Here is an 18573-nt window from a genome sequence, read left to right as displayed (position 1 = left end):
AATCAGGGAATTAGATATCCGGGTTCGTCCGCCTGACCTGCCTGGCTCCGGATTTTAAAGAACCTTTCGGTATTTTTTTTGTCTGATGCTTATATTCGCTTGAATTCAGATTACGTTATGGTGCCCCCATGCAAAAGGCAGTGCATTGAACCGGGCAAGGGTCTTTCGGGTTTGATCAGCACGACATGCTTAAACATCAATAGACACTCTGAAACAACAATAAAATGTAAGTCGGATACGATTTTAAATGCAAGGAGATCATTGATATGTCCATACCTCAGCAGGGAACAGGCCCAGGTTCACCGGTATTTAATGAATCACAATCGGCAGGTGACAATTATCACCCTGTTACTGCATTAAACGGTCAGTTTGCCGGAATGATGGTCCGTGTTGTCAATGCGTCAAAAGAAGCGGGTTCCGGAAATCAATACAGACCTATAAGTTTATTGCGCCGGGGTTCCCGATATGCCCTAACCACTCACCATAAGCGCTTTGATGAGTTTCTGATGGGATCAGACCGGGTCCTTACTATTCTGAAACCTGAACGCGGCTGCGATATGCGCTGGGCTTTTAAACAAGATGTTGCTTCAGATGCCAATGGAGAACCCCAACATCTGCACTCGAAACGTATCAAGAAAATTACCAGTTGGGATGTGTTAACAACGAAAATGGATGAGTGGGAACGCAGATGGCATTCGTTATTTGACGGATCACCTTTTAGATTATCCTCAGGTCACATTGGCAAGAATGGCTATTTACTCCACAAAGCGCATCCCACATTCCGTACGAAAACCGGCAAATATCCCGAGATTATCTGTCAAATTAATTTTGACCGCATGCACTATGGCTATCTTCTTGACTTTGGCAGGGAACTTTCTTTTCGTCGTATTGAAGAAGTTATGGGCAATATCCTGACGCTTGAGCAAAAGAAAGGTAACCTGTCCGGTGGTGAGTTTCGTGAACCGGTTAAACTGTGCCTGTTCAACAGCTTTCAGGGCGTGGTTCACTCCCCGGTGACACTCAGCCGTGCACAGGTGCAACAGCTGCAATACCACACCCATGCTTTTTCCCGATATGGGAGCGTCATTGGGTATGAGCATAACCTTTACCAGTTATTGAGCCAGTCCGGCTGTGAGCGATTCCTGAAGCTGTTGGCAAATATCCCACAGCAGGTCAGCACGGTAGCAGTGGAGTTTGGAGAAGAGAATATTGATATCAACGCCCTCCTGACAGCCATTGAGCACTACGATTCAGCAAAATTCATGACCGCACTTTCAACCCTGGACGACAGAGTTAAAAGTCCGGTCGGTTTACCCAATCTATTGATGGAGGCGTTGATCAGGCAATGCCCGATAAAAGAACATTTTCCCGGAATCCTGTACGACGGGGCAGATAATACTTATGAACAACGGCGCGTCAAACTCAGCTGGGATTACCTCCTGCAGCAAACCAAATCCCACTTTGCGGCACAAGCTGTTATTTGTCGGGAGCTATTAAAACACAAATTGTTTGTACCATTATTATCAGGGTCACCAGAGTGTTCAGGAGTCTCCCACAATAATCCGTTGGTGTGCTGTCTTCTGATCGCACACGGTACAAAAGTCCATCTCACTCCACCCTTGAACTTGCCTGACTGTACCTTGTTAATATCTGCCAAACATTTTCGCAGGGCGAATCTGCTGACAGCAGATGAAGCCGATATCATACGACACGAGATGCTGTGGTCACTTCTTTGCCAAAGTGACGATGGCCCCGTTACTGATCCTGACGAGATTATCAGTCGCTTGTCGACCTTAAAGAAGCTATTGCTCAGGTATCATGACAACTACAGGAGGAAGTTCGGTAGTATCCATCTTCATCAGATGGTCGATGAACTGTTTGGCATAGAGTTTTATTATCGCTTTGTTGTCAACCGATCTGATAACGGGGGTGCAGTCAGGGAATTTCTGGAACAGCGATTATCACCCCGGAGCTACAGTGATGAACAGTTACGTGCACATTTAGAGCTTATAGCGACGCGCAAATCCTCTGTTAGCGATAATGTTATTATGTTCCTGGGTAAGGCCTATTGCTTTTCTATTCCAGCTGTGGTCCGGTCAATAGAACACGGTGCAAACCAGCTTGCCTGGCTGGAGACATTTCTGGCATCCCCGCCAACCTTTGAGAGCAGGGAAAACCTGCCTGATAGCCGCTATGGGTCAATTACCCAGGTGGTCGGTCAGCATTATTACCAGTTTCCCCATCCCTACAGGGCACAAACCATCCTGACGGAGGGCATACAACCCTTTTATCGCAAATGGCACGGACTGGATCACGCCCTGCGCACCCAGCTGGCCACCGAATTCCTTATGGATCAAACGGTGTTGCCGCACTTTCATAAGCCATTCCGGGAGTTACTGCTTAAGCATCCCCAGTTGCTGGAGTTGCTGCCCATTGCCGAACTCTACCACGATGCTGTCGCTGAAGATGAGCATAAAGAGGTTGAAGAGCTTCGGGCAGCGGAACTGTTCCAGCGTGATATGACCGGGTTGCAACAGTACCCCGGGCAGCTGGTTACTCTGGTGGCCAGCGCCCTGAGAAACAAAAATTGTAAAATGATGGATGTGGGTAACCCGTCGTTTACCCCTGACCACCAATGCCCGGAGGATGAGTTACTGCTGCGCCAGGTGCTGCGCTTTGGGGATATAGTGGATATCCTTCGGGTCAAACCGCCCCGGGAGGACTTTCCGACAATCAGACTGTCAACTGACTCAGCCGCAATGGACACCCTGGAAATGATCCATGATGGCCATTTTCATCCGGAAATGATCGAACTGTTGGCCGTGGTCAATAACCCGCAATTCACCCTGCTGATCCAGTCAGCATTGTTGAGTTTTCGGGATCTGGCCAGCATTACCGGTGGCTGGCATCACCAGATGACCAATCCGTTCACCCGTAAATACCATCTCCCGGTTGATAACCATAAACGACGATTACTGATTGAACAGGCACCGAATCCCTATCAGTGTTTGCGTGAGTGTCTGGATGATCTGGTCCGGTTAGTTATCGCTGAGAAAGCCGGTATCTCAGCCTGCTTTGCAGAACACCCAAGGCCCGAAGATTCCCGGCTGCCTGACTGCTGGGATCCGGATATCGGCTCCGGTGGCGCTTATCGAAGTCTGCACAATGAAGAGGAACTTCGACAAATCAAGTTACCCGAAGCAATGACCCTGGCAGATAAGATCATCGTGGCGGCTGATCAACCCGGGCTGGAAGATCGGATTCCCGCTGGCATCCGTGATGCTCTGGAAGCTGAGGCGTTGCGGCTCCAGCAGGAGGCCATCCTGCCCGCTGTTGGTACCCCGGCACAATCTGAACTGGAGCAGATGCTCCTACAGCCCGGCTCTCCGGGTGCCCGTCTACTCAATGAGCGCGGTTATATCGTGAAGTCACGTGCACATGAAGGGAGAGTTTTTTACCAAATGGTGCCCAATTCCGGGCTTGCAAGGGACTCTTTGCTCCTGCCACCACAGTATGATGACAAGACAACGGGCCCCACTGCTAACCTGCCGCCACTGGCAAACATATGCAGGTTGCTGTAGAAGACACGACCACACAGCTCAGCCGTCAGTACCAGGGCGATCTAACCGTTGCCAGACCAACCGTTTTGATGGCAGGTTCTCACAGACGTCCCCTGACCCCATTGCACAGGCCTGAACCGCAGCCCTTTTTTCACTCTGCTGCAAAGCATATAAAAGCGAAAATTTTTCAGGTTAGACCATCACTGCCGCATCCACATTTTTGCCTTGCGCCCCGGTATGTAGAGCCGGTGAAATTGGCTGCTGACTATGAATGTGTCAGCAGGTTCCAGTACATCAAAGTAAGTTTGGTGCCAAAAGAATTTATGTTCCTGAGTGTTTACCCAGTATTCCTGGCCATGTTCACACTTGTTAATACCAACCACCCCGGTAGCGTCAGACTCTCCCCGGCTAAACAGCAGAAAACAGTCACCATGCCCTATTATTTTCATGGGTTGCCCCTGGTTTGCCCTGTGGAATTCAAGCATGGCTGTTAAGCTGCCGGACCTGTACGCATCTGCCCAGCGGTTGTCCCCGCTCTCGTTATGATCGGAAAACACCAGGGGGACGCCACCGTCACGTCCCATGATATAGGCATAGGCCAGCTGCTCATCAGTCTCGTCCATGATCAGGTAACGAAAGCCCTGGTTATTGGGAATGTCATGGGTGGTAACAAAAGTAATGGCTCTTCCTGGCTGAAGAGCCTGACCATAGGCAAGGGGATCAACAAGAAGGTTCAGGCTTCCGCCGATTTTGAAAGCATTATACAGGCTACTGAATAGCGGGAAATCGTAAGCGGCAAAGCCTGTACCATCCAGGTAAGGTTTCAGAAACCTGTCGTATTCAGAGTTTCCCGCCCCACCACTGGTAATGATCTCTCCAAAAATGTGCATACCATGCTTGATGTCAGCCGTGATGACCTGGTTTACATGCTCAAGGGGCATATGCTTTGCTGCGTCAATCCTGAAGCCCTTGACCCCCATGTCACGCAAACTCCGAAGATACTTTTGTTGCTGTTCAACAACCCAGTCATTGTTAACCAGGTCCGGCAGACCGGTATCCGGGGGAGCGCCACAAAGCCGCCAGTTTTGAACCTCATAAGTCGAGTTATAGTTATTGATGCAGGTTGCAGGATTGAAGTCCGAGGCAGAGAAGAGGTTCTTGCCCAGGTCGCCAAAAAGCCTCAGGGAGGAGTACTTTGTGGGGCTGGCTGCGTATTGTGCAAGGATTTTTTGCCCGGGAAAATTAAGATCATCCCGTTCATAAGCTTCGTTGGCCATGTGATTCAGGACGATGTCGGCATATACGACCACACCATGCTGTTTAAGGGTATTAAGCATTTGCCTGAAGTCATTGGTGTCCCCCAAAGGGTTTTCTATCACACGGTAGTCCTGGGGCTGGTAACGAGCCCACCATTCTTCACCGGTGCTTTTCAGTGGCGGGGATACCAGGACCATCTGGTAGCCCAGCTTACCTAGCTCATCAGCTTTTTCGCTGACTTCCGAGTACTTCCAGTTGAAAGCATGAAGAATAACGTTGGCGCTACTGTCTTGAAGAATAAGGAGAAAGAGAAAAAGGTAGACGAGGTGACGTATGAATTTATACATAATGGAACCAACCTGGTCGAGAGAAAGGAATGTTGAAGAATGGAGGCAGGCTTGAGGGTGACATTACCCGCCCTATCGGGCTAGACTTCTGACTTCTCAGGCTGCAACCGGCGATAAGCCGGATTTACGCAAGCCTCCATCAGCAGAAACGGAATGCCCTTCCGCCTTTAATCTAAGGATGCCTTGCTGCCGAATGTTTTGGCAGCGTTAATATCCCTGTCGTGGATTGCTCCACAGGAACAGACCCATGACCGGACTTTCAATGGCATCTCATTTCGTTTCTGGCCACAGCAAGAACAGGCTTTTGACGATGGAAACCACTGGTCAATCTTGACCAGGTGATCTCCTGTCTGCTTTGCCTTGTACTCCAGCCTGGTGATCAGCGATGACCATCCGGCATCAGAGATAGCTTAGGCCAGTCGTCTGTTCCTGACCATGTTTGGATTTGAAGCGAGGCTTACCGGCTTCAAGTTTGGGGCTAAAGAAGTTCTGAAATGCCCTATCCAGATTAATGATGGCCTGCTGCAAGGCAATGGAATCAGCATCTTTCAACCATTCGTACCGGCGGCTTTTCCTGGCCATGGCCAACAAGGGTGATTGAATCGTAGCGGTTTTCTTGTTCAATTCCAGAGTTACTTTGCGTGCTTTACGGGCATTTCGCCCTATGTCATTCTGGTTCAAAAATCATAATCAGAGAATATAATGGTCATAGAATTGGGAGCCTCTGGTTAGTTATCTATGGATTACAACCTAAATATAGTTAAATCATATTTCTCTGCCTGCTCATCAATTAACCGCCGTATAGCCTCAACACCAATTTTTTCATCGTACCACTTCGCAAAAAACTCTTTCATATCTCCGCCACAAATTATATCAACAGCACTAATACCATACCTCTGGTAAGCATATTCATCAGCGTACTTGAGAATTTCCTGATCTCCAGAACCGTATGCCCCATCGTTATAAAATTCTGAAAACTCATCATTTACTTCTTCTATGGAAGCTTTATGCCCATCAATTAGTTTGCTCATATTTTGACCTTCTATAACTATCCCTTAACGAAAACCAGTAAGTATCATTAGCAGCTTGTAACAAGATCAATTAAAATTGTAAAATTATAGAAACTTACAACTTTTATCAAATTCAGATTACACCATTTTTACCAAATTAAATTTTAGGGAAATAACTGTGACAACAATATGGACTGAAGAAGAACTTGAAGCTTCTGTGCTTGCCTATATGGACATGCATAAAAAAGACACAAAAAACGAACATTATATTAAAAAAAATTACTACTCCGACCTATCAAAACGGTTCGGCAGAACCGAAAAAGCATTTGAGTATCGAATGCAGAATATCTCTTATGTTATGTCTCTTATGGGACGAAAATGGGTTAAAGGACTAAAACCTGCAAAGAATGTTGGCTCCAACCACATAGAACTTATCGAAAGACTGATATCAAAAGCAGAAAGCAAAAGTTATGTTGGTCAAGCGACGTTTGAAAGCCAGGTTTCTGAGTTAAAAAAGAAAAAAACACTTTCAAAACCACTTGGAGAGTTTAAGCCTCAAATTGTTACTACTCAAGTAACCCAGTACCAGCGAGACCCAAAAGTAAAAGCCTGGGTTCTTAAAGAAGCAAATGGCTATTGTGAGTGCTGTGACAGTGAAGCTCCATTTCTCACTGCTGAAGGTGAACCTTTTTTGGAAGTACATCATTTGAGACACTTGGCAGATGGAGGGTCCGATAGGGTAACTAACGCCATAGCCTTGTGCCCTAACTGCCATCGAGAATTTCATTACGGTCAGTCTATGACTACCAAACTGGTAGCTTTGTATGCTAAGCACAGCCGACTTATCCGCGAGTAACATTGCAATTTTGCGTAATTGCTGATTTTCAATAATACTCAGTCCAAATTTTAAGCACCCTATACGACTGCGTTTTCTATGGCCTGAATATCGGGATCAGCCCAAAGTGGATGGTTCATCCTCTCCACCAGCTTGAGAAAGCCATCAGCCAAAGACTCATTCACAGAGGAGAGAAATGTAAGGAGTTGTCTGGAAATAACTTCCCTATTTTCATTGCCTGACTCCGTTCGGACTGAGCTTGTCAAAGTTCGGTGGCACTACCCTTCGACAAGCTTCAGGGTGAACGGAAACCGGGAACTTATTAAAAGACAATTCCTTAAAATGGACTGGCCTGCATTCAGGTGATCTCATCAAACGCCATGACTTTGCGGGAAAATATTTCCAGGCACTGCATCCATAGCCACAAGACAAGAGCAGGCAGTGCGTCTTTTTTAGCTTGATTTGCCCAAGAGCGATAGGAGATATTCAGACCCGTCAACTCGTTAAATTTACGGTGCAGATCCGCCTGGGTGTCGCAGATTCCATCACCAGAGAGGGCATCGATCAGTGAGAGAAAAAATCCAAAGGACGGATATCTCGCTGCCGTATAGTAAAACCAAGCTGTTCCGCCATACTGAGGAGTTCTGACTGATCAAAACAGGTCAGCATTTTTTTTCAACTAATCTACTATTTGTAGTACTCATCTTATTCAGTCTTGATAATGGTTTCGAAGCTTTATTTTGGCTGTTCCGGATGAGTTCTGCACTGTAAGTACTGCTTTATTTGCCTTAATGTCTACCCTAAGAACAGATCTTTATGGGATTTATCTTGCCAATAAACAGACACACAGACACCGTCTCCAGAATCGTAACAACTGACAACACGATTCTGACCAAAAAGGAAGTTCAGTTTGAATCAACAGCACAAAAATGATGATCAGTCCGGACCGGCCAGAACCGCTACCCTGTTTGATGCAGAAAATATTACTTGGCAACTGGAGAGCAGGCGATTGAGCTAACCATTGATTTTGGCAACCCCATACTCAGGGCGTATGCTGACTTTTCTATAATTCATACCAGAGGTTGGGAAAAGCCGACACTAAAACATGGCATTCGTACCATTAACCAGCTCAGATATAACAGTAAAAACTCTTATGCTAACCTCTCTTTGGCCAAAAGGATCTTCTCTAAAATTAAGTAGACTCGCGTTCCCAATCCGTTAGGCCAGCGTGATGTTGGATCTTCATCCAATTTTTTTGCATATATTATTGCCTGCTCTGTCAGATCCCAAAAATCATCAATATTTGGTGCTGAAGACTGATAGGACCGAACATATTCCTTTATCTTTCGTTTAAGAGCACTTTTTTTATTGGCATATAGCTGTTCCTGTTCATCTTGCGCCAATGCATACACATCCAAATGGTGCAGAAGAAGCCAGAGATCAAATGCAGGATTGCTTAATGCCAAAAGGTACTGCTTCTGATCGCAGGCCTTTGCAATTTCAGAAATGGCTTTCTCCTCCCATGCCTGCTGATCACGATCAATCACCAGACAAAGTTCGTCGTGAGTACCAATACCGAATTACTTCTTGTACGTATTCATCTGCTGCAAAACATACCTGGGAGCGCTGAGATTACCCTCCCGAGGCGGTAAAACCTTCAGTTTGAGACGTGAACCAAGCGCATCAGACTTGTCAGCCACACCCTGAAAATAGACCGGCTCAGTTGCTGCACCTTCGCAGGCAATGACGATTAAGGATGGATCACGAACACCTCGAATACGTGTGAATGGGCGGGGTTCTCTAGCCATTATTTATACCTTTGACCAGATTATTTAAGCCATCTTTAATTACAGGGACACCGCCCAAACGCCCTACCAGATAATCTTTCCGAATATCTTTGTCCGGTCTGGACTGGTACTCTTCCAACGAGTACAAACTGGATATGCCCGCTGAGCTTTTTTGTGCGAACCATATCTCATCCCGTCGTATGAGGCCCACATCCAGAAGGTTAGACTCATGAGTTGTGACAATCAGCTGGCTATGTCGACCAGTGGTTAATGATAGAAATTGACTCAGAATCGCCATCGTTATTTCTGAGTGCAAACTTCTATCTATTTCGTCTATTACATAAACCTTTTCTTGCGAAAAGAGCTCCAATAATCCGGGGGCAATATCTAAAATACGTTGACAGCCATCAGACTCCTGATTGATATCAAAATCGACAGATTCACCTTGATGATTCTTATGTGATGTCATCAGTTTAAACGTATTGATTTCACCATTCTGATTTTTAAGAATCTGATACAGGGTACTATCAGGGGTTGACACCAAAGAGGCCTCACCAGCTTCTAAGGTTGCCATAATATCCTGTTTAATATGGTCAGGAATATCATAGACATCTTTGATCAAATCGACCTGTTTCAATGACAGATCATTGATACCTGTATCGAAGCTTCTGAGTACACTTGCCAGAAGACTACTAACGGTATCATCAGAATGAACGGCCATTTCCAGACCATGATACTTTGAATCAGGAAAAACAATATTGAGTCGATGATGAAACCAATCATTAACCTCCGTTAAAGGCTTAATGTAATCTAATGCCTTGGTCACATTACGATCCTGACACTCAAACAAAAACAGCCGGTGTCCGGGAGTCGCTTTGGCAGTGAATGATAAAAACTGTTCATCGTACTTGCTCTTAAACTTAAGGGCAGGAAACGAAATACTATGTTCATTTGTTCGAACAAACACAGGGGACTCACCCTTTTTATCTATTTTGTACAGCCATTCTTCCTGAATAAACTTGCTATCTGCCATAAAGCCATAAGCATAATTATTCTTGCCACATTTGATCTCAAACTCAAAACGTGATGGTTTTTGAGAGCAATCCTTATCCAGCAGGAATGGGTCATAGTTTAGATTTTTTCCCTGCGGGCTACCCTGGACAATCATCAATCGGGCAAAATGCATAGCCTTGATCAAATTAGACTTGCCTGAAGCATTGGCCCCATAGATGACAGCTGCTTTCAGGGCACCAATATCTTTTGGATTGCCAGGCGGGATAACATGACCAGAATGGGTGCGAACCCGGCTTGGAACCATGGATAGCTCCACCCTGTCCCTGAAGGATCGATAGTTTTCAACAGAGAATCGCAAAAGCATAATAAAGTCTTTAGGTGATATTTTCTCCTAAAGATTGGCATATTTCTCATAAATTCATAATTTTTTACACTAAAACAGGCCATTTCTCATGCAAAGCAATCTCTTCAAGCACACAGAGGAATACACCATATTATTTATGGCTCTGCAGCAAAACTGACAAAATCGACCAGATACTAACTCTAAAATTTTAAGCGGCCTATACGACTGCTTTTTCTATGGCCTGAATATCGGGATCAGCCCAAAGTCGATGGTTCATCATCTCCACCAGTTTGAGACAACCATCAGCCAAAGACTCATTCACAGAGGAGAGAAATATAAGAAAAACGAGAAAAACGACTGAAGGGAACTTTCTACCGGGAACCTGCTCCAATTGATAAGTTAGCACTGGAGCATATTATGAATGGTACTGGTGGTGTAATTAATCTGCCCCCGGAGAATATCCTGGGTTCCATGTATGAATCTGATAAGGCATCAGCGGTGCCTGAGTTCACTGAGTCGGCGAGCAAGTTTCTGAAGTCAGCAGAGGTAGGAACGTTTCTTAACAACGCCAGGGCCGTTGCCGCCGAGCTGCTTACCCCCGATGATCGTCTGGTTGATAGCTGGAACCTTCCCCATCAGCTTACTCCGCTCCACATTGCCTGCCTGGCAAAGGATAGGGTGCTGTTTAAGGCAGCACTTGCTGACCCTCAATGTTGGAAGATCATCGATCAATGCACCTCCGCAATTGATGTAGACGAACTGGCAATTACAAAGGATGATAAGAAAATGCCTGCCATGAACGGTGACACTCCTTTGCATTTTGCCCTGTATAACGGCTGGGATGAGGGTGCTTTAAAATTAATTCACGAACTGTCAGCTGCTGGAAAAATCAATAATACGGTAAATAATACCGGCAGTAGTTTACTAAGCTTGGCCGCCGCCTATGGCAGTCTGGATGTGGTGTCCGAGCTTTGTAACTGTCTCAGGCGAGAGTTTAGCCTGGTTTACTTTGACGACTATCTGATGCACAGCACAAACAGCCAGAGCAGTCTGCTGCATCTCGCTACACAGCAGCAAAATCCGAAGGTCTTTGAGTATCTGCTGGAAAATCAGTTGAACAGCAGTGGAGGTCAACACTGTTGCAGCTGAATAATGACGGGAAGACGCCAGCTGACCTGATTAAGGAGGTACTGCTTGATATTCGCAGAGTTGCCCTGGAATCGGATGGTAATGTCAAGAGGTTAATCTATGCAAAGCAGCTAAAAGATGATCAGGCCAAAGCATTGGAAGACTATAAGAGTCAATTGGATAGAAATGATAGTTATACACGAAAATATTTTAAGGACCTTGGCTATCCTGATGGTCCCTGGCAAGAGTTTTATATGGAGAATAAACACGAGGGTAAGCAGGCTCAGTCACCTGAAACTTCCACTTGGACGTTCCCATGTAATCTGGTCTGATTGACGAGTCATTGCGTGCTTTCTACTTTAACCCAATCGAGTCTGAAGATTAGTCAACCGGTAGTTTGATTTGCGAGTTCGGGCCGCCATCCCCACCGCCTTGGGCTGCCCAACCAGCACCACCATTTGCTTCCCCCGAGTCACTCCGGTGTAGAGCAGATGACGTTCCAGCAGAGTGAAGTGCTGCATGGCCATGGGTATCACCACAAAAGGATATTCCGAACCCTGACTTTTATGGATGGTCGTGGCATAAGCCAAGGAGACTTCATCCAACTCATTGACAGGGTAAAGCACCTCCCGCCCATCAAACTCAATCATCAGCTCGCCCTCTTCAATATCAATGCTTTTTACTTGACCAATGTCGCCATTGAACACTTCCTTGTCATAGTTATTAACGGTTTGAATCACCTTATCCCCCGGTGCATAGGTCCAGCCATACCGGGTAACCCGTGGTAGCGCATTTGGGTTCAATGCTTCCTGTAACGCCACATTACTCAATCAAATCTTCAGAATGCTGTAAACCACCGTCGTTTTGCCCACACCGGGACCACCGGTGATAATGCAAAACTTATTCTGAACCGCCAGTCCAATGGCCCCTTTCTGGGAGTCAGACAGTTGGATGTTATTTTTCTCTTCCACCCAAGGGATGGCTTTATCCATAGCAATGCCTGACCAAGCGGAATTTCCCTTTAGTAATTGTCCCGAAATAAAATCGACATTTCATTTTCCACCTGGTACAGCAGTGTAATTCCATTTTGGCAGAAATTTATCAAATTGAATGCTCATCCTCTCTTTGAAATCAGCGGCGTATTTACGCCCTTTTTCAAAGACCGTATCGATTATTTTCACGACTACTTTCAACCCTGTCGTCGTTTCAGTTTTCTCAATATAGTGCTTTGCTGTCTCGATACTTTCCAGAGGTACACCACTGCTGGCTCTTGTCATGAGGAAATACAAGATGTTCAATTGGATTGTACTTTGAGCAATAGGGTGGATAATGTGCAATACGATTTTTTAAATTCAATCGATCGGAGAGTGCTTGCAAATCCTCTTTGAACAGGTACGACGATGAACTATTACTACCGCCACCATCACACATAATTAATATCTCATCTTCATTTGGATAGTCTTTCTGTCCATGCTCAAGCCACCAGAGAGCAATGCACTCACAAGAAAATTCAGACGTGTCTTTACTGGTATTTAAATGAACCACTGACTTGTTTTTGCCCAAGTCGTATATCCCATGTGGTATAACTTTGCCATTGCCCTGACTGGGGAAATGTAGAAATTATTTCAGGACAATTACTAAGCACAGCCGACTTATCCGCGAGTAACATTGCAATTTTGCGTAATTGCTGATTTTCAATGATACTCAGTCAAAATTTTAAGCACCCTATACGTCTGCGTTTTCTATGGCCTGAATATCGGGATCAGCCCAAAGTGGATGGCTCATCATCTCCACCAGCTCGAGAAAGCCATCAGACAAAGACTCATTCACAGAGGAGAGAAAAGTAAGAAAAACGAGAAAAACGATTGAAGGGAACTTTCTACCGGGAACCTGCTCCAACTGATAAGTTAACACAGGAGCATATTATGAATGGTACTGGTGGTGTAATTAATCTGCCCCCGGAGAATGTCCTGGGCCCCATGTATGAATCTGATAAGGCATCAGCGGTGCCTGAGTTCACAGAGGCGGCGAGCAAGTTTCTGAAGTCAGCAGAGGTAGGGACGTTTCTTGACAATGCCAAGGATGTTGCTGCCGAACTACTTACCCCCAATGGTCGTCTGGTGGATAGCTGGAACCTTCCCCATCAGCTTACTCCGCTCCACATTGCCTGCCTGGCAAAGGATAATGTGCTGCTTGAGGCAGTACTTGCTGACCCTCAATGTTCGGACATCATTGATCAATGCACCTCCGCAATTGATGTGGACGAACTGGCAATTACTACAAAGGATGGTAAGAGTATACCTGCCATGAACGCTGACACTCCTTTGCATTTTGCCCTGTTAAACAGCTGGAATGAGGGTGCTTTTATATTAATTCACGAACTGTCAGCTGCTGGAAAAATCAATAATACGGTAAATAATACCGGCGATAGCTTACTAAGCTTGGCCGCCGCGAATGGTAGCCTGGACGTGGTGTCCGAGCTTTGTGACTGTCTCAGGCGAGATTTTCGCCAGGTTTACTACGACGACCATCTGATGCACAGCACAAACAGCCAGAGCAGTCTGCTGCATCTCGCTACACAGCAGCAACATCCGAAGGTCTTTGAGTATCTGCTGGAAAATCAGCTGGACGGCACTGGAAGGTCAACACTGTTGCAGCTGGATAATGACGGGAAGACTCCAGCTGACCTGATTAAGGAGGTATTGCTTGATAAGCGCAGAGTTTTCCTAGAATCGGATGGTAATGTCAAGAGGTTAATCTATGCACAGCAGTTAAAAGATGATCAGGCCAAAGCATTGGAAGACTATGAGAGTCAATTGGATAGAAATGATAGTTATACACGAAAATATTTTAAGGACCTTGGCTATCCTGATGGTCCCTGGCAAGAGTTTTATATGGAGAAAAAACACGAGGGCGAGCAGGATCAGCCACCTGAAACTTCCACTTGGACGCTCCCATGTAATCTGGTCTGATTTCTGAGCTGGCATGGCCACGGACTGCCCAGAAATTTAAAGCACACAATGCAAGGATGCACTAATTGATGTTTGGGAGTTGCTGAATCCTTGGTGTTAAGTGTTTGCTGGAGTGCTTCCAGCTCTTTAAAGAGTGTTCTGGAAATAGCTTAAAAAACGGAAGGGCAGACGTTGGGCTTAAAGGCCGGTCGGATCAGTTTGGAGACCTTTATAAACACTATGTCCAAGCACTGTCCTTTCGGTTTGCCCGTGATGAGAAAGGCTGGCGGTTGCTGGTGACAACGGCTGCGATACGAGGTCATCCGTGTACCCGCCCGGAAGCCAGTGCGATGGGTCTTGATATCAACTCCGACCACCAGGCCCTGGCGTTGATTGACCGCTACGGTAACCCGCTGAACAAATGGACCATTCCCTGTCACACCTATGGCAAAACCTAAGAGCAACGTCTGGCGGTTGGCCAGGATCAACCCGGCTTACACGTCGGTGATAGGGCGGACAAAATTCAGTGGCCAGTATGGCCTGTCGGTGCATCATGGCGCAGCCGTGGCGATAGCCCGACGTTATTTCCAGTTTCAACTGGGTCTTATTGACTTCTTTCAAAATCCGTAACGTCAACCGGGTACTGGAGACAATGCGCTGTTACGTTTCCGGGAAACAACCCGGGTATCAAACAAGGGCTTAATCGCTTGATTCTGCTGATTGGGAGTTAACGTGTTATCCAATACGTCATCCTCCTTTGTCAGCAGATCAAATAACGCCGTTCTAACCTGATCTTCCGTTTGGACCGAACAGCGAGAGCATTTCAGCAAACTTGCAAGCATAGCCCCTGAAGCCTCATCAAGCGATTGATGAGGCGCTATTTCTTCCAGCAATGCTCCGGCATACGCACTTCCGAAGCGGTCTACGATTTACCACCCGTTTATTTTATTCAACAATCGCTAACTTCACTGCCTTCTGGGTATGTATTTCTGTTGTGTCATACAGTGGTATGGTCGTATGGGTCTGTTGAACCAACAAGGCAATTTCAGTACAACCGAGAATTACTGCCTCAGCCCCTTGGTTATGCAGACTGCTAATGATCTTCAAATATTGGTTGCGGGAAGCGTTGTTGATCTGTCCAAGACAGAGTTCCGTGTAAATGACCTGATGGACTACCTCCTGTTCAGTTTCATCCGGAATAACAACGTCTATACCAAACTTGTCCGACAAGCGATTTTTATAAAACGCTTGCTCCATGGTGAAGCGAGTGCCCAATAAACCAACCCGTTTTATACCATCTTTGACAAGAAGCTCGCCGGTTGCATCAGCAATATGCACCAGAGGAATGGCAACGGATTTTTCAACAGCCTCTGCCACTTTATGCATGGTGTTAGTGCAAATTAAAAAGAAATCAGCCCCACCTGCTTCAACAGAACGAGCCGCAGCGGACAGAATCTCTGCTGTTTTATCCCACTCACCCTGGTGCTGAAGCTTCTCAATTTCAGCGAAATCGACACTGTAGAGGGCAACCTTGGCTGAATGTAACCCCCCAAGAGACGTCTTAACGCCTTCATTAATTCCCTTGTAGTAGCTTAGAGTTGACTCCCAACTCATCCCACCAATCAATCCAATCGTTTTCATTATTAATATTTACCGATATAACCAGAGAGGTTCTGCACAAACTCCACAAAAAAACGTATAAAAGTTCGCCCGCAGTCCCGAGAGCCTACCAAATGAGAGAACTGAAACCTCCATCGCGACCTCCGGCAAATTGTAACCTAACTTACTGATATTGAAATACAAAAAAAGTGGAGGACTCGAAGGGCCAATTCCTCCACTTTTTCTAAGAGGATAGAGAAAACGGTAAAAACAGGGGAAAATAGCTTGTTTGTGGGGAGTGTGAAAACTCCATCGGGGTGCTGTTAACCCTTTGTTTACAGATCCTATAAACGACAAAACCCTCACGACAGACATCGTAAGGGTCAAGGTGTATGGCGGTGGCGAGGGAAAAGGCTGCGGAATGTTTTGATAACCAACATTAACAGAACCATTGTACCTTGAAACTATCCATGCAGTGCTTTCAAAGTCCCCTTCGGATCTACCGCAAAAATTCTCAGCAGTGCTTTGGCTGGCCCCATTGGCTGCCGACGCCCTTGCTCCCAGTTTTCCAGAGTCTTTTGCTGACACCTATCAGCAAGGCAAACTTCGCCTGACTCAACCCTAACTTCTCAAGAATCGCTCTTACTTCAACCTCTGGAAACCCAGTCACTCTTGCAGCTGGCTTTTTCGTTCTCGAATATCATCCAGCTCCTGGACGCTGGCCAGCAGCTCATCAAACATTGACTTATCCATCAGACCAGAAGTGGTTGAAATTGACCATTCATAAGGCTATAAGTCACCACCCTAACATTGGCCTGTCTCTTAATGAGCGATTATACAAATGTCCAAAAAGCCAACATTGACTGAACTGAAGAAACAGTTAAGGAAAAAGAACCAGAATGAATTGGTCGAAGAAATTGCCCATCTCTATAAGAAATTTGCCAACATAAAAGAGTTCTACCAAGCCTCATTCTTTAATGACGATTCCGCAGTGTTGGAAAAATACAAAAAGATCGTCAGGGATGAATACATCCCATCGGGGCGTAGGCAATTCCCCTCCATGAGAGCATCCGTTGCCAGGAAAGCGATCTCAGACTACAAAAAAATATCCTGTTCTAATGCTGGCCTTGCCGACATCATGCTCACATTTGTGGAATCTGGCGTCTGGTGCACCCAAGAGTATGGCGACATTGATGAACCTTTTTATTGCAGTATGGAAAGCATGTATGAAAGCGCCATCAAATTCATTGTCAAAGAAGATCTCTTTCATGATTTTGATGACCGATTGCGTAGCATCTTAAGAGATACTCATGATATGGGCTGGGGCTTCCATGATACGCTATCAGAAACTTATGACACCTATTCCATCAGCGCTGATTGACGAGTCATGACGTGCTTTCTACTTTAACCTAATCGAGTCCAAACTTTTCAGGCAATATCACAAAGAATCCGCTGGCTTCGCTATGGAAAGTAACTCGCTCTACCGATCCTTGCAGATGAACCAGAGGCTGATGGTCGGTGTAGCATTGATGATTTGAAGCAGCTTCCATCAAAGCGTCGTTTATCCGTCAGAGGAATGAAGCCAATCAACAGGATATTAAGTAGCTAACCAAAGCGAATTTAATCAAACGACTACCGATATATTTACTGAAGATGCGGCTCTATCAAAGCTTGCACTTATCAAAAATTCGAACGGTTCCAGCCCATTGGCCTTCGCGCTTTCGATCAGGCTGTCATCGTTATTGTTAATGGCCATCGGATTTCCTTTTCTTTAACCAGGGAAGCGGCATCCACTGCACTTGAATATCTCCGATATCCTTCTATAACTTGTCGTACAATGTATAACAATGTAAGACATATTTAACTTATGGAGAGTGAAAAATGAGGCAGGAAATGCTCAGCGCCCGTATCGATCACGATACCAAGGCTGCCTTTACTAATATCTGCGAAGCCATTGGTTTAAGTACTTCTCAGGCCATTAAGCTCTTTGCCAAGGCGGTCATCAATCACGGTGGCATCCCGTTTGAAGTGCGAGTTCAGCAGCCCAATAAAACCTCGGTGGCGGCAATGAAAGAACTTGATGAAGGCAAAGGCCACAGCGCCGAATCTGTCAGTGCCTTAATGAATGAGCTGACTGATGGCAAGGTAAGTGATGTATAGCCTGGAATATTCCAATCAGTTCAAGATGGACTTTAAAAAGATCACCAAGCTGGCCATTGCAGATATTATTACCGTAGGTCATGTTATTGGTACTCAAACCTGATTTCTCGGAAGGGCTCAGACCACAGCTTTTCAGAGAGGAGAGAGAAAAGTAAGAAAAACGGGGAAATTAGCTTTAAAAACGAAAGGCCACAAACCACAGCATCATGTGTTTAACCCTTTGTTTACAGGTCCTATAAACGACAAAACCCTTACGACAGGTATCGTAAGGGTTAAGGTATATGGCGGACCGGACGGGACTCGAACCCGCGACCTCCGGCGTGACAGGCCGGCATTCTAACCGACTGAACTACCGGTCCGCTATCTAGTTTCTAGTATCCAGATACTAGTTTCTAGTTGGTGGGTGATGACGGGATCGAACCGCCGACCCTCTGCTTGTAAGGCAGATGCTCTCCCAGCTGAGCTAATCACCCAAATTTTTTACTCTGCTTACCTGCTTCTCAACACAGGCATAAAATGGCGGACCGGACGGGACTCGAACCCGCGACCTCCGGCGTGACAGGCCGGCATTCTAACCGACTG

The 18573-nt window shown here is 45.9% G+C and carries 20 protein-coding genes, 2 tRNA genes and 1 pseudogene; 9 read left to right on the top strand and 14 right to left on the bottom strand.

The annotated features are described in order from the left end of the window. The first annotated feature begins 266 nt into the window (after nt 1-266). Nucleotides 267-3581, top strand: coding sequence for a hypothetical protein (locus ACO6UY_RS20785; protein WP_422491081.1), 3315 nt, complete (start codon nt 267-269; stop codon nt 3579-3581). Between the two features lie 179 nt (nt 3582-3760). Here the strand turns inward: ACO6UY_RS20785 and ACO6UY_RS20780 are convergent, their stop codons facing one another. The 4 genes from ACO6UY_RS20780 to ACO6UY_RS20765 all read right to left on the bottom strand — a co-directional run bounded on the left by ACO6UY_RS20780 (nt 3761) and on the right by ACO6UY_RS20765 (nt 6195). Beyond that, nucleotides 3761-5164: an alpha-amylase family protein gene (locus tag ACO6UY_RS20780; protein ID WP_422462959.1), complete on the bottom strand. Its 1404-nt coding sequence runs from the start codon at nt 5162-5164 to the stop codon at nt 3761-3763. A 167-nt stretch (nt 5165-5331) separates the two neighbouring features. Further along, nucleotides 5332-5502 carry a zinc ribbon domain-containing protein gene (locus ACO6UY_RS20775; RefSeq protein WP_422467839.1) on the bottom strand — a complete coding sequence of 57 codons (171 nt, stop codon included), beginning with the start codon at nt 5500-5502 and terminating at the stop codon, nt 5332-5334. 61 nt (nt 5503-5563) lie between these two features. After that, nucleotides 5564-5845, bottom strand: coding sequence for a hypothetical protein (locus tag ACO6UY_RS20770; RefSeq protein WP_422462961.1), 282 nt, complete (start codon nt 5843-5845; stop codon nt 5564-5566). 62 nt (nt 5846-5907) lie between these two features. Beyond that, on the bottom strand, nt 5908-6195 hold the full coding sequence (locus ACO6UY_RS20765; RefSeq protein WP_422451100.1) for a hypothetical protein: 288 nt from the start codon (nt 6193-6195) through the stop codon (nt 5908-5910). A gap of 157 nt (nt 6196-6352) precedes the next feature. On the opposite strand from ACO6UY_RS20765, the gene ACO6UY_RS20760 reads away from it, so the two are divergent. After that, nucleotides 6353-7030 carry an HNH endonuclease gene (locus tag ACO6UY_RS20760; RefSeq protein ID WP_422451099.1) on the top strand — a complete coding sequence of 226 codons (678 nt, stop codon included), beginning with the start codon at nt 6353-6355 and terminating at the stop codon, nt 7028-7030. Between the two features lie 1130 nt (nt 7031-8160). Here ACO6UY_RS20760 and ACO6UY_RS20755 read toward each other — a convergent pair. Genes ACO6UY_RS20755 through ACO6UY_RS20745 form a run of 3 tightly spaced genes read right to left on the bottom strand, consistent with a single transcriptional unit; the run spans nt 8161 to nt 10174 of the window. After that, nucleotides 8161-8583, bottom strand: coding sequence for an RloB domain-containing protein (locus ACO6UY_RS20755; protein ID WP_422491087.1), 423 nt, complete (start codon nt 8581-8583; stop codon nt 8161-8163). Nucleotides 8584-8589: 6 nt separating this feature from the next. Further along, complete coding sequence (locus ACO6UY_RS20750) at nt 8590-8817, bottom strand: hypothetical protein (protein ID WP_422451098.1); 228 nt, start codon at nt 8815-8817, stop codon at nt 8590-8592. Further along, entirely contained in the window at nt 8810-10174 is a 1365-nt protein-coding gene (locus tag ACO6UY_RS20745; protein ID WP_422462965.1) for an AAA family ATPase, read from the bottom strand. The genes ACO6UY_RS20750 and ACO6UY_RS20745 overlap by 8 nt, the downstream gene beginning before the upstream one ends. 396 nt (nt 10175-10570) lie before the next feature. Between ACO6UY_RS20745 and ACO6UY_RS20740 the strand changes: the two genes are divergently transcribed. Together ACO6UY_RS20740 and ACO6UY_RS20735 are read left to right on the top strand one after the other, a co-directional pair. Further along, nucleotides 10571-11302 (top strand): ankyrin repeat domain-containing protein, encoded by a 732-nt coding sequence (locus ACO6UY_RS20740; RefSeq protein WP_422462967.1) that lies wholly within the window; start codon nt 10571-10573, stop codon nt 11300-11302. Then, entirely contained in the window at nt 11293-11613 is a 321-nt protein-coding gene (locus tag ACO6UY_RS20735; RefSeq protein ID WP_422451094.1) for a hypothetical protein, read from the top strand. Before ACO6UY_RS20740 ends, ACO6UY_RS20735 begins: the two co-directional genes overlap by 10 nt. Nucleotides 11614-11640: 27 nt before the next feature. Here the strand turns inward: ACO6UY_RS20735 and ACO6UY_RS20730 are convergent, their stop codons facing one another. The 3 genes and pseudogenes from ACO6UY_RS20730 to ACO6UY_RS20720 form a co-directional block, all read right to left on the bottom strand. Next, on the bottom strand, nt 11641-12102 hold the full coding sequence (locus ACO6UY_RS20730) for an ATP-dependent DNA helicase (RefSeq protein ID WP_422491086.1): 462 nt from the start codon (nt 12100-12102) through the stop codon (nt 11641-11643). A 9-nt stretch (nt 12103-12111) separates the two neighbouring features. Further along, complete coding sequence (locus ACO6UY_RS20725) at nt 12112-12273, bottom strand: AAA family ATPase (RefSeq protein WP_422451093.1); 162 nt, start codon at nt 12271-12273, stop codon at nt 12112-12114. A 60-nt stretch (nt 12274-12333) separates the two neighbouring features. After that, nucleotides 12334-12844 (bottom strand): annotated as a pseudogene (locus ACO6UY_RS20720) (ISAzo13-like element transposase-related protein). A 362-nt stretch (nt 12845-13206) separates the two neighbouring features. Between ACO6UY_RS20720 and ACO6UY_RS20715 the strand changes: the two are divergent. The 3 genes from ACO6UY_RS20715 (at nt 13207) to ACO6UY_RS20705 (ending at nt 14862) form a co-directional block, all read left to right on the top strand. Further along, the gene (locus tag ACO6UY_RS20715) at nt 13207-14253 is read left to right on the top strand and encodes an ankyrin repeat domain-containing protein (protein ID WP_422491080.1); all 1047 of its coding nucleotides are present in this window, start codon (nt 13207-13209) and stop codon (nt 14251-14253) included. 104 nt (nt 14254-14357) lie between these two features. Then, complete coding sequence (locus ACO6UY_RS20710; RefSeq protein WP_422462971.1) at nt 14358-14690, top strand: hypothetical protein; 333 nt, start codon at nt 14358-14360, stop codon at nt 14688-14690. Further along, nucleotides 14677-14862 (top strand): hypothetical protein, encoded by a 186-nt coding sequence (locus ACO6UY_RS20705; RefSeq protein WP_422451087.1) that lies wholly within the window; start codon nt 14677-14679, stop codon nt 14860-14862. Before ACO6UY_RS20710 ends, ACO6UY_RS20705 begins: the two co-directional genes overlap by 14 nt. A 315-nt stretch (nt 14863-15177) precedes the next feature. Here ACO6UY_RS20705 and ACO6UY_RS20700 read toward each other — a convergent pair whose 3' ends face one another. Beyond that, the gene (locus ACO6UY_RS20700) at nt 15178-15873 is read right to left on the bottom strand and encodes an aspartate/glutamate racemase family protein (protein WP_422451086.1); all 696 of its coding nucleotides are present in this window, start codon (nt 15871-15873) and stop codon (nt 15178-15180) included. Between the two features lie 799 nt (nt 15874-16672). On the opposite strand from ACO6UY_RS20700, the gene ACO6UY_RS20695 reads away from it, so the two are divergent. After that, nucleotides 16673-17212: a DUF6155 family protein gene (locus tag ACO6UY_RS20695; protein WP_422451084.1), complete on the top strand. Its 540-nt coding sequence runs from the start codon at nt 16673-16675 to the stop codon at nt 17210-17212. Between the two features lie 243 nt (nt 17213-17455). Here the strand turns inward: ACO6UY_RS20695 and ACO6UY_RS20690 are convergent, their stop codons facing one another. Further along, nucleotides 17456-17587 carry a transposase domain-containing protein gene (locus tag ACO6UY_RS20690; protein ID WP_422451082.1) on the bottom strand — a complete coding sequence of 44 codons (132 nt, stop codon included), beginning with the start codon at nt 17585-17587 and terminating at the stop codon, nt 17456-17458. Between the two features lie 125 nt (nt 17588-17712). Here ACO6UY_RS20690 and ACO6UY_RS20685 point away from each other — a divergent pair, with 125 nt between their 5' ends. After that, entirely contained in the window at nt 17713-17991 is a 279-nt protein-coding gene (locus tag ACO6UY_RS20685; protein ID WP_422451080.1) for a type II toxin-antitoxin system RelB/DinJ family antitoxin, read from the top strand. Between the two features lie 282 nt (nt 17992-18273). Here ACO6UY_RS20685 and ACO6UY_RS20680 read toward each other — a convergent pair. Both ACO6UY_RS20680 and ACO6UY_RS20675 read right to left on the bottom strand, forming a co-directional pair. Beyond that, nucleotides 18274-18350 (bottom strand) — tRNA-Asp (locus tag ACO6UY_RS20680). Between the two features lie 38 nt (nt 18351-18388). Continuing rightward, nucleotides 18389-18464 (bottom strand) — tRNA-Val (locus ACO6UY_RS20675). Between the last annotated feature and the right edge of the window lie 109 nt (nt 18465-18573).

It is taken from the genome of Endozoicomonas sp. ALE010, from assembly GCF_049310165.1.
In the GTDB taxonomy this organism is placed as follows: domain Bacteria; phylum Pseudomonadota; class Gammaproteobacteria; order Pseudomonadales; family Endozoicomonadaceae; genus Endozoicomonas.
The sequence above is the reverse complement of the archived record's forward strand: the minus strand, read 5'-3'. Positions and strand labels throughout refer to the sequence as shown.

What these genes read in the sequence shown, in the direction of transcription:
- ACO6UY_RS20750 (WP_422451098.1), bottom strand. Translation starts at nt 8,817, where the DNA reads ATGGCTAGAGAACCCCGCCCATTCACACGTATTCGAGGTGTTCGTGAT.
- ACO6UY_RS20745 (WP_422462965.1), bottom strand. Translation starts at nt 10,174, where the DNA reads ATGCTTTTGCGATTCTCTGTTGAAAACTATCGATCCTTCAGGGACAGG.
- ACO6UY_RS20705 (WP_422451087.1), top strand. Translation starts at nt 14,677, where the DNA reads ATGGCAAAACCTAAGAGCAACGTCTGGCGGTTGGCCAGGATCAACCCG.
- ACO6UY_RS20725 (WP_422451093.1), bottom strand. Translation starts at nt 12,273, where the DNA reads ATGGATAAAGCCATCCCTTGGGTGGAAGAGAAAAATAACATCCAACTG.
- ACO6UY_RS20695 (WP_422451084.1), top strand. Translation starts at nt 16,673, where the DNA reads ATGTCCAAAAAGCCAACATTGACTGAACTGAAGAAACAGTTAAGGAAA.
- ACO6UY_RS20785 (WP_422491081.1), top strand. Translation starts at nt 267, where the DNA reads ATGTCCATACCTCAGCAGGGAACAGGCCCAGGTTCACCGGTATTTAAT.
- ACO6UY_RS20780 (WP_422462959.1), bottom strand. Translation starts at nt 5,164, where the DNA reads ATGTATAAATTCATACGTCACCTCGTCTACCTTTTTCTCTTTCTCCTT.
- ACO6UY_RS20715 (WP_422491080.1), top strand. Translation starts at nt 13,207, where the DNA reads ATGAATGGTACTGGTGGTGTAATTAATCTGCCCCCGGAGAATGTCCTG.
- ACO6UY_RS20740 (WP_422462967.1), top strand. Translation starts at nt 10,571, where the DNA reads ATGAATGGTACTGGTGGTGTAATTAATCTGCCCCCGGAGAATATCCTG.
- ACO6UY_RS20690 (WP_422451082.1), bottom strand. Translation starts at nt 17,587, where the DNA reads ATGGCCATTAACAATAACGATGACAGCCTGATCGAAAGCGCGAAGGCC.
- ACO6UY_RS20685 (WP_422451080.1), top strand. Translation starts at nt 17,713, where the DNA reads ATGAGGCAGGAAATGCTCAGCGCCCGTATCGATCACGATACCAAGGCT.
- ACO6UY_RS20700 (WP_422451086.1), bottom strand. Translation starts at nt 15,873, where the DNA reads ATGAAAACGATTGGATTGATTGGTGGGATGAGTTGGGAGTCAACTCTA.
- ACO6UY_RS20765 (WP_422451100.1), bottom strand. Translation starts at nt 6,195, where the DNA reads ATGAGCAAACTAATTGATGGGCATAAAGCTTCCATAGAAGAAGTAAAT.